At 58.5% G+C, this 14,422-nt stretch carries 5 protein-coding genes; all 5 read left to right on the plus strand.

What is annotated here, in order from left to right; genetic code table 11:
- The first annotated feature begins 310 nt into the window (after window positions 1-310).
- The 5 genes from MXE41_RS05905 to MXE41_RS05925 all read left to right on the plus strand — a co-directional run bounded on the left by MXE41_RS05905 (window position 311) and on the right by MXE41_RS05925 (window position 14,118).
- Entirely contained in the window at window positions 311-2,686 is a 2,376-nt protein-coding gene (locus MXE41_RS05905; protein ID WP_247099744.1) for a hypothetical protein, read from the plus strand.
- 1,098 nt (window positions 2,687-3,784) lie between these two features.
- Window positions 3,785-6,679, plus strand: a complete 2,895-nt coding sequence (locus MXE41_RS05910; RefSeq protein WP_247099747.1) for a hypothetical protein — start codon at window positions 3,785-3,787, stop codon at window positions 6,677-6,679.
- A 342-nt stretch (window positions 6,680-7,021) separates the two neighbouring features.
- Window positions 7,022-8,440, plus strand: coding sequence for an ADP-ribosylglycohydrolase family protein (locus tag MXE41_RS05915; protein WP_247099748.1), 1,419 nt, complete (start codon window positions 7,022-7,024; stop codon window positions 8,438-8,440).
- 1,226 nt (window positions 8,441-9,666) lie between these two features.
- Window positions 9,667-11,130: a DUF4253 domain-containing protein gene (locus tag MXE41_RS05920; RefSeq protein WP_247099751.1), complete on the plus strand. Its 1,464-nt coding sequence runs from the start codon at window positions 9,667-9,669 to the stop codon at window positions 11,128-11,130.
- 771 nt (window positions 11,131-11,901) lie between these two features.
- Window positions 11,902-14,118, plus strand: coding sequence for a suppressor of fused domain protein (locus MXE41_RS05925; protein WP_247099753.1), 2,217 nt, complete (start codon window positions 11,902-11,904; stop codon window positions 14,116-14,118).
- Window positions 14,119-14,422 lie beyond the last annotated feature (304 nt).

Here is a 14,422-nt window from a genome sequence, read left to right on the forward strand (position 1 = left end):
GGCCTGACTGGCTCTGCGCCAGCGCTCATATGGCCATTCCTGTCGTTCCCGGGCACCTGTAAGGTGGAGCATGTCCGTCAGCTCTGGACAGCCCCTGTTATCTGTTAAGTGCGCCTTCTTCACGACCTGGCGGCCACACCTGCCATGTCACAACTGTACTTCATTGTAAGTCCTGAGCACCTGCCCTGTTAATCAGTATTTGTGCAGTGCCCGGCTGTGGTGCCTGATGAGATATGCCGCTCCCGGGCTGCCTGTGCAGCTGCCTTAATGCCGCCATAATATGGCTTTCCTGCCTTCTGAGGTTTTTATCATGTCCAGTATGAGATCACAGCTTAAAGCCAGAATTGTCGGTCAGATTATGTGTGGCCAAATCAGCATTGACGAAGCTGCCGCCCGTTACAATATTTCCCGTGCCACCGTTTTCCGCCTGCTCTCAGCTGCCCGCGCCCGTATGAGCCGTTTTGATGAGGAAGCTCAGGGCAACAGTGCAGCACTGGCCAGTAACGCAGATCAGGGTTCAGCCGTATCTGACAGCTATGGATCAGGCTCTGTGTCTGACACTGGCCCTGACCAGGATAATGTTCATGGTCAGCCTCATGGTCAGGCAGTAAGTGAGGGCGATGATCGTGCTGTGCAGGGCTCTGAGCACTCATTTGCTGACAGCGCCGAGCAGGCAGGTCATGAGCTGGCTGCCCATGAGCAGGCAGCTGAGTATGGTCAGGGCAGCCGTAAGTCTCATGATTCCGACGGGCAGCACCACGGTGAGGGTCAGGATGATGGCCAGACTCAGGGTGCTTACGGCGCCGGTTCCGTGCCCGACAGTGGTGCCGGATTGGTCAGCGGATCCGGGGCTGGCAGCGGTGACAAGGCTGAGGCCCGGCCGGGCGCTGATAAAGCCGGCGCCGGATCCGGGGGCATGCCTGACGGGGCTGTGATTACCCTAATCAAGGGACAGGAAATGATCTCTTTTAATAATGGTCCCAGGGTAAGTCTGGTCAAATTTATCTCCATGGCTTCCCTCGCTGCCCATTATGACTGGTCTGATGAGCACACGGCCAAAACAGCTGCACGCCTTAACTGCAGTGCCGCGCAGATGCGTGCTGCCTGGGAGGCCATTGAATCTGAGGGTGTGGTCAGCTCAGGTCGCTATCAGCGCCAGCGCCATCAGCTTTTTGAGACAGCAAGCGCCCTTGAAATCAGCGACGGGGATCTGGAATATGCCAATAATCATATTGAGCTGCTCAAAAAGACCATTGAAGTGCTCAAGGAGAAATTTGGCATTTGTGAAGGCGAGGGCATGCGCATCAGTGAGGGTACCCGCCTGCGCATTATTGCCACCATTCAGCACTTTCACCGCAGCGGTCTGAGCATCACCCGTATCTGCGAGCTTATGGGCCTGAATGTGCGCTCATACTACCGCTGGCTCAAGTCAGCCACTGAGGAAGACAGCGCCGCCGGCCAGTCCCGCGCCTCACAAAATGCCACTGCCAGGGCCTCCGGTTCTCAGGGCAGAGGCATTGATGAGGCTGCAGCTGCAGACGGCACAGCCCCCTCAGAGTACGACCTGCAGGGCAGCGCTCCCTGTGACAGCTCTGATGAGCCTGCTATCAGACCGGCCCGCATACGCCGCCTGACCATGGAGGTGAGCAGTACTGTGCTTGAGCTGCTCAATTCTCAGGAATTTGCCGAATCTTCCCTGCTCTCCACCTACCGTACCTTAAGAGAAGACGGGCGCATCAATATCTCCCAGCGCTCTTTTTACAATATTGTCCACCGCCTCAAAAAGCAGGGCCTGTGGACACCACGACAGGACCAGTCCCCATCTGCCGCTGCAGGTCGCCACAGGGGCAGCGCCCCGGCCCATAAGTCAGGCTCTGGCACAGCCATGAACAAAGGACCACAGGCCCCGGCCCAACAGGGCAGTCCAGCTGCGCCAGAAAGCGCACCAGCCCCTGATCCCCATGAGCCTGTCGAGGCCGCCGGAAAGGCCACAGAGCAGACAGCTCACAGCGCCCCTGATCAGGACACCAATCAGGCCTGTGACCAGGGCCAGGCCCAGGCCCAGGACAGCAATCAGGCCGATGAGCAGGGCCAGGCCAAGGACAGCATTCAGACCCATGAGCTGGCTCAGGACCAGGGCCACAATCAGCAACAGGAGCAGCACGGACATGAATCTCCGGCTTATGTCCGCAACAGCGCAGAGAGCGCTGAGCATGAAATGAACAGTACCAGTCAGGATATCTCTGGTGCGGGCGCTGCCCCAGACGGTACTGCCGCAGGGGCTGACAGTGCCGCCAGGTTTGAGTCTGCCCTGGGCAGCCGTGTTCAGTCAGGACAGATCAGTGGCCTGGGCCAGGACCATGACCCTGTCCAGGATTCTCAGCCTGACCACAGTGGACAGAGCCCAGCTGCAGGTAATGATAATTCATACCCTGACGAGGCCAGGGCAGCCCCGGTCGCGCACCACAGTGACAGCAAGGACAGTGAGCCGGCCCTCAGTGCAGATAAGACGGCTGCAGCCGCCGCTGCAGACCAGGCCGCTGCCCTGGCTGCCCAGTTCATCAGCGACCAGCACAACACACAGGGAGCGGATCAGGATCTGACAGCTCATAATGCCCCTGCTGATGACAATATTGATGAAGAGGACTTTCCGGCGATGGAGCCCTTTTCCCTTGATGACCTTTAGGCACGGCCGTGCCATGGTCAGGGGCCGGCCTGAGCAGCCTTGCCCCGGCCAAAGCACCGGCCCCGCTTAATCCTGTGCACTGGCATTCCCCACTGTGCAGCACTCAGGTCAGGGCACGCCCTGACCGGGGACAGGCTGAGGCCGGACTGACAGTGGCTGGTACATGGTGAGTGTTGTCGGGCAGCCATGTCGGGTCCTCTCAAAATACATTTGGGGCTGACCTTGCTGCTTCGGACCTGCACATTTCATGGTCCATACGTGGCTTTCCTGCCAGCGTCGGCTGCAGTGCCTGGGACAGGCAAAGGCCATGGCAGCAGCCTGAAAAGCGTACAGGCCCCTCTAAATGCCTGTATGCCTCCACAGTCGTGTGGGTCGTACAGCCCATGGCAACAGCCCCAGGCATGGGCAAGGCGGCCTGTCTGCCTGAGTGCTGCTCGGGCATTCAGTTGCCGGGCCGGTGCCGGGCTGTCTGTCATCTTTTACGTGAGTTTTTAAGGGTCGGCCGGTGCCGGCCTTTTGCATTTGTGGACCTGGATATTTACCAGCTGGTCGACCGGTATGCCCGGGAGCTGGTATCAGTGGTACCATGTGTTCATTAAAGGCCCGACCGGCAGCGCGTGCCGCCAGACACCCAGCTGTTGCGCTTACCGGCCGGCAGCCTGCCAGGCCCGGCTCAGGCAATGTGCATTCAGGCACGATATTCCACCTCCGGGCAGGTGGTCAGGGTGCAGCCGGCCTGAGCGGGCAGACAGCTGCGGCCGCAGCGCCCTTGCTAAACGACTGCATGTCTGCCTGTCAGCCGGCCCGGCTGGCTGCTGCCGGGGCAGCAGCCGCATGCTCATGTGTGGGCCCATGCGTGGGCCCATGTGCGAGCGCGGACGGTGGCGCAGATGCAGGTGTGAGCCGGCCGGGCGTAAGGCCCATGTGTGGGCCCATGTGTGGGCGCGGGCGATGGCGCAGATTCAGTGTGTGAGCCGGCTGGGCGTAAGGCCCGGGCGTGGGCCCATGTGTGGGTGCGGGCGCCGGCGCAGATTCAGGTGCGGGCAGGCTGGGCGTGTGGCCTGAGAGTTATTTCTTTTCTTTGACAAGGAGTATGGTATGGCAATGACCCTGGTGCAGCAGTGCAAGGCATGGTTTGAAGCCTCTGAGGATGACAGAATTATTGCCGCTGTGGTGCAGTCTGACGGGGGTAAGGGCAGGGTCGCTGACAGCTCAGTGGCTGTGGCCATGCCCCCGGGCCCTGAGCGCCAGCAGCGCATTGACGCCCTTTTCTGGCTGGGCGCTGCTACCTGCCGCAAGGCCATACGCAGCAGTGACAGAGATCTGCTGCGCTCGGGTGTCAGGGTGCTGCTGCCTCTGTACGGCGATTACTGTGACGATCTCAATTATTTCGTCTCCCTTGCCCTGTCCTTTGATTATCTGGGCGAGCATGAACAGGCCCTGATGTACCTCTATGAGGCTCTGGCTCAGTTCCCGGCCGTAGCTCATATCGATGACATGATTGCCGACAGTGCCCGGGCCCTTAATGTCAGTGATTTGCAGGCCCTGCACAGTGCCGGCTTTATCAGCTGGCACAGCCGCTGCCGCAAGGCATGGCTTGATCTGCTCCAGGAGCGCGAGCGCCTTGAGCATATGGCCAGTGAAGCCGGCAGCGGCGGCCCTGACCTTGACGGGATGCAGCGCACCATAAGCTCCATTGTCAGCTCGCTCAGCCGCACTCTTACCTGCTCGGTAAGCATGAGCGGCGAATATATCAATGTAATAATCGGATCCGTCGGCCATGACAGCATGCTCCTGCCCATAAAGCACTTCCTTGCTCTCATGCCCCGCCCTTTTGCCGGAGGCTGGCGCTTTATTACCGGAGAACCGGCCCTTGACCATGCCTGCATCAGCTCCGATGGCCTGACCTTTGGCACTGAGGAGTGCTGGTGTTCCCTTGAGCCTGCCCGTACCCTGCCTGTGTGGCTGGGAACCACCCCTGACCTGAACTCTGCCACCGGCACGGCCGGAGTGCCAGGCCCTCAGGCCGGCACCGACGAGGCCATTGCCCGGGCCAACCTGACCAATAACCTGGGCCAGAAAAAGACCAAATTCTCGCACAGCTCTGCCGCCGCCGGATCACAGGCAGCTGCAAGATCAGCTGCGCAGGCCCCTTCCGCTGCAGGAGGCTCCCAGGACAGCACCGTGGGCTGTAATGCAGGGGCATCTCAGGGGGCTGTGGCTGAGGCCGGGGCTGCGTCTGCAGCAACAGCAGCCGCTGAAGATCCTCTGGCCGGGCTGGACCCTGATCTCTTCCCTGATCTCTTTGATGATGACTTTGACAATGAGCCCGGCACTGATGGCAGTGCCTCGTGCAGTGAAGGTCAGCTGCGCCTGAATGCCGCTGTGGACAGCGCTCTGGTCAGCACAACAGGCCTGCGCCGTCTGCATGTGGATATTTACCATCCCATGCTCTATACCTGGTTTAAGGCCAGCCGCTCCCAGCATCCTCAGGTGCTTGACCGTATGCTAAGACGCCTGCTGGCCTGCGCCGCAGGTGAGCTCAATATCCTGACCTATGTCGACAGCGTAGCTCTGGTGCAAAGCCGTCCTGAGCTTGCCTACCGCCTTGATATGCTGCCCCTGCCGCTTAAAGCCATGGGCATTGAGCCTGTAGACAGTGATGCCGCCGCTCAGAGCACCCGCTGGTTTTACTACTCAGGCTGGAACTCGGATTTAAGTAAGCCCGGCCTTACAGCTCCTCAGGCCGCACTCAGGCGTGGTGAGGCCATTGCTCCAGGTGCAGGTCAGCTCAGCGCCATCAATGGCCCGCAGCGTGAGGGCATGGCCGCCACCTGCAGCAAGGACAGCTGTCATGACAGCTGCAGGGACTGCAGCCCTGAGCACCACCTGAGCTCCACCCCGGATTCAAACGCAGGCTCAGACTCAGACCCAGGCATGGCCGTGGCCGCAGCTGCAGCTCCAGGCTCACAGTCTGCAGGCCAGGATCACAGCGCCCCTGGAGACCTGTCAGCCCCGGCTGGCAATGGCACTCAGGACAGTGCCCAGGGTGTGGCCTGTAAGGGCTCAGGTTTACCTGCAGAGCATGGCTGTGCTCAGCACAGTACCGCCAGTGTCGGCTCTAAGGCTGGTGCAGACAGCCGGGCTGACAGCCCGGCTGCCATGGCACAAAGTAATGGTGGTTGCGGGTCAGGGGCACAGCACGATGGCGCCAGAGGATGTGACAGCAGCGCAAGTGAGCGCCCGGGACCGCTGGTTTTTGATCCCCATGCCTGGCTTACTGTGCCTTCATCTGATTTAAACAAATGCACTGAACCCTGCCCGGATCTGCGTGCTGATATCATTGAAGGCGTATCCTGCCTGCGTGACCTCATGCTCGAGCTTAACAGTGCATCAGTTGATGCTCAGGCCATTGATTTGATGAGTGCCGGCGTGGTGCCTTTAACTGTGGCCCTGCCTGTATCCTCCTGTGCCCGCCTGTTAAGCGTACTGCTCGAGAACTGCACGGATGCCGCCCCGGATGCCGCTGCAGGAGCAGCCCCGCAGGCAGCTTCGGCCAGACCCGGCAGCGCAGCTGCAGCAGGCAGAGCTTCTGCTTCAGCAAGCGCCACTGGCTCTGACCTTTCAGGTCAGTGCAGCGCCATAATTGAGGCCTGCGCCCAGGGGCAGATGCCAGAGGGTACGGCCGGCCTTGAGTGCCTTGGCCGTCTGAGCCGTGAGCTTACCTGTCATCTTAAGAGCAGCGATAGCGCCTTTGTGATGTCTGTTACCGGCTGGGCCGTGGGCCGTGAGTACTGCTACCTTGATGTGCTTAGCTGCGATCTTGATTTAACCATCGACGCTCTGTGCCAGTGGCTCGAACAGCTGGTCTTAAAGCAGACTGGCGCCGCACCGGCCCAGGATAACGGGCAGCTGCGCACCCTATATGTTCAGCCTATGGTAAAGGGCAGCATGGTAAGCAAGGTGCACTTTACCACCCGAGTGCGCGTCTGAAAGCAGCCCGGCAGGCGCCATGTCCGCCCAGCGCCTGCCCGGGCCATACGGCCAGCCTGACCCTGTACACACTTAAAGCCAGGCTGTCCCGGGCGCAGGTGGTGCTGCAGGCTGCGGCGCTCCCGTCTGCCGGCCTGACAGCGTACTGTCATGGTGCAGGCAGGCCCCTGTTTACAGGCCAGCTGAGGCCTGGCAGGCAAAGCCATGCACAGCTGCCGTCAGGCCAGTCGTTGAGCTGCCCGGGCGGCTGCGCCGTGCTGTCGGCTTTGACTGAGCAAGAATCTGGGCAGCCGGGCGGGAAGAATGGGCCACGCCGGTGTTTATATTTGTCAGGAGAGAGTTATGTCACAAATCAAAGGGGCCATGGGAGTTCGTGGTGCCGGGAGAAAGGCCGGAGCTGCGGCCATGGAAAAGTCCGGGGATTTTGCCCGCCGGGCTGCTGCGGCCATGACAGCTGCTGCCTGGGGCGATGCCCTGGGCTGGCCTCAGGAGAGGCGCAGGTCAGCCGGTGTTTGCGTGCCGGGTATTGTTGCCCCTGCCTGGGAGCGCAAATGCGGCGGCCGTTATTTTCCGCACTATGACCTCATTGGTGCCGGTCAGTACAGCGATGATACCCAGCTGATGCTCTGTGTGGGCCGCGCGCTGCTGCACGGGGACAGCTGGACAGAGTATCTGCGCCGCGTGGAGCTGCCTTTATGGACCCTTTATGAGCGCGGCGGCGGCAAGGCCGTTAAAAAGGCCGCCCAGCTGTGGCTTGCTGACCGTGCTCCCTGGGATGAACGCTGCAGACAAAGTGATGTTGCCGACTACTTTGGGGCCGGTGGCAATGGCGCAGCCATGCGTATCCTGCCTCATGTCATTGCCCTTGCTGACCGTGATTTCAGTGATCTGGCCGGGCATATTCTCAGCGACGGCATTTCCACTCATGCTCACCCTGCAGCCCTGGTGGGCGCCCTTGCATGGGGCTATGCTCTGTGGAGCGCGGTGCGCCTGAGCAGCGATGAACGTGCAGCCCTTACTCCGACCGGCCCTGTGCAGCAGCTGCTTGATAATAAGGCCGCCTGGGCGGCAGCTCCTGACCTGTCAGCCCTGCCTGCTGCCTGGACAGATGCCATGCGCACCTGCCATAACAACTGGGAGCAGCTGTGGCAGGAAAATGTTGACTTCATGGTAAGTGAGCTTGAACTTGTCCGCGCTGCTCTGAGCGCCCCGCAGCGCCCAGCAATAACTGAGATTATGGAAAGTCTGCACAGCTTTGACCGCAGTTGCAGCGGTTCGGGCATAGTGGCCGCCGCCACAGCACTGATGCTCTCCTGTGCCCATCTTGACCAGCCTCTGGAGGGCGTGAAGGCTGCAGCCTTTGCCTTGGGCAGCGATACTGATACCTGTGCCTCCATGACAGCATCTGTGCTGGCCCTGCTAAGCGACGGCACCTGGGTCGATTCCATCAGAGATCAGGTCCAGGATGCAGGCTGTATTGAGCAGCTGGCCACCAGCCTGTGCAATAAGGTAACCCTGGACTCAGCCCTGCCTGTCATCAAGGCCTCTGCCCTTAAAAAGTGGCACAGCTGCGCCATGCAAAGCCACGAGGGTCAGATCATGGAGCTGCCTGACCTGCGCTGTGCCACCATTCACGTTGAGGATGACTTTCTCGCTCCCTGCGGTAATTTCAAGGTAGCAAGACGCACCTTTGCCGTAAATGACGGTCAGACCCTCTACATCAAGAAAATTTCCAAAACCCGCAAAAAGGAGCAGGACTGACCCGCCCCCACCACAGCCTGTCCCCGATACATCACCATGACTTTCAGCTGCGGTACCCCGCTGCCGCACTTTGAGCTTAAAGCCACCCCGGTCGCACCAGTCCCGCAGCCCCATGTAAATCAGGCTCGGACGTACGCCCCTGGCCTGCAGGCCTCCTGCCTTAACAGCCCACCCGATTTCACAGTCATAAAGCCATCAGGCTGTGCAGCTGTACCACCATCAGTTCTGCGGCTTCTAATGGACTTTCTTTATCTGATCCTCATGACCTGCCCCTTGTGTATGGCAAGTGCAGGTGACTGAGCTCTCCATGCCCTGCCTGCAATGGGCTGGGGCTGGTGGGCCTTACGCGTCTGTGGCCTGTAAGGGACTGTCTTTGTCTGACCCTCATGATCTGCCCCTTGTGTATGGCAAGTGCAGGCAGCTGAGCTCTCCGTGCCCGGCCTGCAATGGGCTGGGGCTGGTGGGCCTTATGCAGGCCCTGAACAGCAATCCCCTGCATGGTTTAACCTTCAGTGGTCTACTGATCGACTGGTCGACTGATTGACCGGTTTTGTCCGGCCCTGTCTTACCGCGCACCTCCCATGCTTTCGTCCTCGCCTTCGGTCTGTATATCAGATACGCGCCTGGGCCGGGGCAATGCCATCCATATTGTGACTGTGAAAGTGATTATTTTTGGCACAAATGAGCCGGTCTGGCATTGCCGTGGTGTGAGCGCGCTCTATATCAGGGCTGTGCCTTTTTCGGTATCATAGCTCCAAAGCTGTGCACCCACGGGTGCTGTGGCTGACTGAGCTTGCACAGTGCCCTTGCCGGCTGTGATGAGCAGGCCACACTTGAGCCTGTTACTGTGCTTCTGCTTTGCGGGCGCGGGCGGTGCCTGCCCTGATGTAACTGCCCTGCCCAGGTAAGCTGCCAGGCGCTCAAAGTGGCCGGACGCAGGCTGTTGTGCAGCTGGCAAAACAGTCCTGCACAGCCCTGAGCATCTGAGCATCTGAGCCTGCATATGACCGGGGCGGCTCTTACTGGTATGGCTGGCAGCTGTGCCTTGCTGTGCCTCATGCCATGGCTGCAGTCAGGCGCTGCCGGAGACTGGGGTTCGTACGCGTGAGTGCCGTCTGGTCGAGCACGCCCGGCCCAGGCCACGGGCCCTGCAGGGCCTGTGGCCCTCGGGGGCGGGCGCTGAGGCGCAGTGCACGGATCAGGTACTTAACTTAAGAGGAATTGTCATGGAAATCGAAAATCTGTCGGAAATGAAGAATTATGCCCTTGAACTGGGCCTGAGCGGCGAAAACGCATGGAGCCATGCTGCAGCCATAACTTACTGGGCTGTGAGCAAGGAATTCATTGCACCCGAATATGTATCCGCTCTTGATGGCCTTGATATTGTCGGGGTTCGCAAGTGGCTCAATGACACCTTTGACAGCTCTTTTTCCGATGAGATTTTCAATGAGGATGCAGCTGACTTCCTGCGCGATTATTACAATGTGGATCGCGGCCCTTCTTTCATTCATGACTTTGAGTTATTTGTTATCGAAGACAGTGAACTGCTTGAAGACTGCGATGGCGACGTCTCTGATGACAAATTTGACGAGGCTACCCTTAACATTGTCTGTGATGACGACTTTGCCGACTATTTCTGTGATTTGCTCGACGAGCGCTACGAGGAGTGGTCAGAAACTGTCTACCGTGTAAGTGACAATGATGAGCGCATTTTTGAATGCCCTGTCATGCCAGCTGAGGTAAGCGATCAGGATGTGACCGTTGACAACTCCTCTCTGGCCGTACTTTGCAATACCTACAACCGTTTTGCCGGTGGCTGCGGTACCTTCTACCGTCCGGGCACTGATGATTATGTGCTCGGCTGTGACTTCAACTACCGTTTTACCGAGCTTGCCGGCCCTGATAATACCCGCCCTCTGATGGTAGTGCTCACAGAGCAGCTGGTACGCGATACCATTACCCTGTCATGTCCGCGCTCGGCCACCCAGTTTCTGGACTTCTCGGAAATGGAAGCGAACAACAGCATAGCCGGTGTACTGCGTGAGGCCGGTCCTGTCTATGAGGGCACACGCGCCCTGCTCGATGATCTCTTTGAGAGCAATTTTGGCTATCTCCTGGAAGCTGGCATGAGCATGGACGAGATTGAAAACAGTCTCATGGAATATGCCGACGATTTGCAGGAGGGTGACAATTTTGACTTTGCTACCTTCTGGGAGGAAGATGAGGACGGTGAAGATGACGATTCCGGTGAGGTTTTCCACTGTCCTGTGCTGCTGTGCGATCTGCCTGTAGATTACTCCTGGCAGACCCTGGCCTATGTACAGTTCACCGCTACCGGCGATGCCATCGGCCAGGTTGAGCTCATGGGCATTGCCCGCTATCTTGAAGAAGAATATGGCCTGTGCGTAGCCGCTGTCAGCGACAACAGCATTGAATTTGCCATGCAGCGCGATCTGAGCACTGAGCAGGCCTCCCGTGCCGCCCGCGATCTCTTTGCCCTGTGCCCTGATGTTCTGAGCATGCCTGATCTGTACACTGACGATTGCCCTGAGGGCGTTCTGGCCGGCCTCAACCTGCTGACCCGCTACCTTGAGCTCAACCGCACCGTTATATGCGTGTGGCCTTGCGATGAAGAGGAGGATGACGAGCAGAACGCCGACAATGACGGCGAGGGCGCATTCAGCTTCTAACCTCCAGGTGCCCATCTGCTGAGCGCAGGGGCAGCGGCCGGGCTCTGTATGCCCTGTCAGCCCTGTCAGCCCTTTCAGTAGCTGATGAATGGCATTTGCCTGCTGGCCCGGGCCCGTGATATGGTGCGCATGCCCTCAGCACTGTCAGTATGAGGTCCTCATGGCTTGCGTGCCACTGCACGACCGGCCGGCCTGCCAGATCGGATAATTATCCGGGCCGGTAAGGCCTGCTGACCATATGGACCTGCAAGTCCTGCAGGTCCTGCAGGACAGGCTTACAGAGCGGGCAGTCAGTATGCCAGGTCAGCGCAGCCAGGATTGAGTGCTGCCCTGCAGCAGTGAGGCTGCCCTGAGGCTGCACTGCGCTGACGGGCATCATATTTAAGGGCCGGCTGTAAGCTCTGGCATTAGTGCCAGGGGCGGTGGGCTCTGAATAAATCACTTACAACATTTGCAGTATTAATTATCGGCTGCTCTGAGCTTCAGGGCAGCCGTTTTACTTTTCTGTGCTTATGATGCCGTTTTTATGGGGCGCGCTGCCGCGCCGGCAGACCTGGCGCCGGGCCTGACCTGTGTCCTGACAGAGCTCCTGACGGCGGGCGCAGGGCCCGGGCATGCCATGTGGCAGAAATTAGAATATGGTATGCTCTATAATTATTGCTGGTGCAGACCGAGGTCTGCAGCAAATCAGGGCCCGGGCCGCTGCAGCTGCAGGATACTGCTTTTGCACCATACGGGCGCCATCAGTCATTTTGCAGGAGCCTCTCAACCATGGCAGTCAAGGATAGTTCACAGCGCAGCTCAGGACAGAACATGTCTTTAAGTCCTGAGGACTACAATGCTGAGCTGCAGCATATTGAGCATTACTTTGGTCCTGTTTCCTTTGTCCTGAGTGAGGAGAAATGGGAACATGTCAAGGTTGATATTGCCGTTATCGAGCCGTCGGCCGAGCGCAAGTACTACACCCTGGTCACCATAGGCTTCAGCGCCGTTGAGCAGAAGGACGAAGATACCACCGAGCGTGTTGAGCTGGTCATGATGCTCCACGACAACTGGATTATCCCAAGTGCCTCCGAGGAGTATTACTGGCCGGTTCGCCTGCTTAAAAACATGGCCCGTCACTACCACACAAGCCATCAGCGCATTTCGGCAGGCTACTGCTACTGCAACGATACCACCTTCTGTGAAAAGACCAGCATGCGTGCCGCTCTGGTCTACTATCTCAACCGTCTGGTAGCCCCGGGCGCCCAGAGTCTGCAGCTGCCAGGTGATCGCGACGTTTACTACTACTCCGTTACTCCTCTTCATGGCGAGGAAATGGAAATGTGCATGGAAAACGGCGCCGAGTTCCTTATCGATCAGATGATCTACACCGATCCTCTGGTAGACAATAACCGTACCAGTGCCTTTGCAAACGCGGCCGAGTACTATGCCATGATCATGGATGACGTGCGCTGGCACGCTTCCACCATTGAATACAAAGAGTTCTCCATTCCAAGGGAAAATGCCGCTTCGCATATGGCAATTTTCCTGCGCTACATGATTGAAAACGGCATGATGTCCCAGAGCTTCATGCAGGCCGGCGAAGAGATTGTCAAAGATATTGTCGAAGGCAGAAACTCCATTGATGTGCGCGGCTTTCTTATTGAGCAGCTCAACAGCGTGCTGGACAGGCGCTTTTTCAATGACAAGGGCATGACCTTTGTCCAGCATTACTATATGCAGGAGGCCTCACCTTACTATGCTGCCGATGTCGACTCCTATGCCCATAACTACCTTTCACCTGAGGAGTATTTTTCCAGGGAGTATGACACCGAGGGCTATCTGTTCGTTCCTTATAACAGACAGTATTACGAGAACATGAAAAAGGTCATCGACGCCCGCCGTGGGGTCCTGGCCAGTCTGCAAAGCTATGCCGATGACGAGGCTGCACAGCTGTCTGAAGTGATGAAAATGTGGCTCAGCTGCAAGTGTTACTCCTTCCCGGCCCTGTCTCATGACATGCCGCTGATGTCCCGCTATGCCTACTCGCTGCGTCAGGCCCCGCAGTCTGAATATGTGCCGGTAATGATTGAGGTCAGCGACAGCCTGTTCACACGCATGATTAACAACATGAAACAGGCCAGTCCTGGCCCTGCCGACGAGAGAACCGAAACACTGCTGGCTGCAACACCTTACAATCCTTACTACGAAAAGTTCATCGAGCGCTTTGGTGTTGACCACAAATGGTATTTTGACCAGCGGGATCTCATTCGCTGGCGCTGGCATATTGCCAATACTCCGCGCATTCTCGACAGCAGGTATTTCTACGAGCGCATTGAAGCTCTGGACAGAAGCGCAGTCCTGGACTTCAGCTTAAGCGCTGTCTACCGTGATGCCCTTGCCCATACCAGTGAGCGCATAGCCGCCGAGGCCGTCAGGATCCGTGTTGATGTCATGGACAAACTCCAGCAGGAAAGCAACACCAGGGGACGCATGAAGCTCAGCCCGGCCAATCTGAGCACAACGGCAGACATGCTCACCTCACGACAGAGAAAGTTAAAAGAGGTATACGAAAGAGCCTCACCTGCCCGTGTGGCCCCGGGTGAAGTGGAGAGTTTCGGCTTCTTTACCCACCGCGCCAACAGCGATGATTACACAAAACCAATGATCATAGCTGAGCTGCCTGTTACAGGTCCGCAGTTTGCCCTGTGCTATATAGGCTATTTCTTTGAGGGTAAGGTTATTGCTCAGGACGATCTGCCGGGCGTGCTGGTTCACTGGTACAAGACCTACTGCGCCATGCCGGCTGTTATCACAGCCGACGGCATAGAATTTGTGCTGGGCAGGCCACTTGACAGCGACTCGGGCCCGGCCCTGGCCTGTGAGCTCATAGCCCTGTGCCCTCAGACCTATATCAAGGGCAATTTCAGCCAGGATGTAGTCAAGGCCGTAGCCCGCATGATTAGAAAGAGCAACTCTTTCTACCTGCCGCTCACCCACGACTAAGCCCGGCCCGCCACACGGCTGCCTGTTTGCAGCCGTCCGTAACGGCCGGTACAGGCATGGTCTGCACAGCCGTGCCTGCAGTGCCTGTACTGTCCGGCCGCATCCCCTGCCCCTGAAGCAAGCCTTCAGGGGTTTTGCTTTTCAGGGATCTGTTTTGAGCACGGCATGATCAGGCCTCAGAGTCCTGTTTTAGGCAGGCAGGCTGGCCGGCAGGCCGGGACGGGACGAAGCGGGCCTCCGGATCTGCAGGGCACCCGGGGCATCAGCCGATGCGGCGGCAGGCAGCTGGCCGGCGGCCCCTGGT

The organism is Anaerobiospirillum sp. NML120449, from assembly GCF_023051105.1.
Taxonomy (GTDB): domain Bacteria; phylum Pseudomonadota; class Gammaproteobacteria; order Enterobacterales; family Succinivibrionaceae; genus Anaerobiospirillum.

What these genes read in the sequence shown, in the direction of transcription:
- MXE41_RS05905 (WP_247099744.1), top strand. Translation starts at nt 311, where the DNA reads ATGTCCAGTATGAGATCACAGCTTAAAGCCAGAATTGTCGGTCAGATT.
- MXE41_RS05910 (WP_247099747.1), top strand. Translation starts at nt 3,785, where the DNA reads ATGGCAATGACCCTGGTGCAGCAGTGCAAGGCATGGTTTGAAGCCTCT.
- MXE41_RS05915 (WP_247099748.1), top strand. Translation starts at nt 7,022, where the DNA reads ATGTCACAAATCAAAGGGGCCATGGGAGTTCGTGGTGCCGGGAGAAAG.
- MXE41_RS05920 (WP_247099751.1), top strand. Translation starts at nt 9,667, where the DNA reads ATGGAAATCGAAAATCTGTCGGAAATGAAGAATTATGCCCTTGAACTG.
- MXE41_RS05925 (WP_247099753.1), top strand. Translation starts at nt 11,902, where the DNA reads ATGGCAGTCAAGGATAGTTCACAGCGCAGCTCAGGACAGAACATGTCT.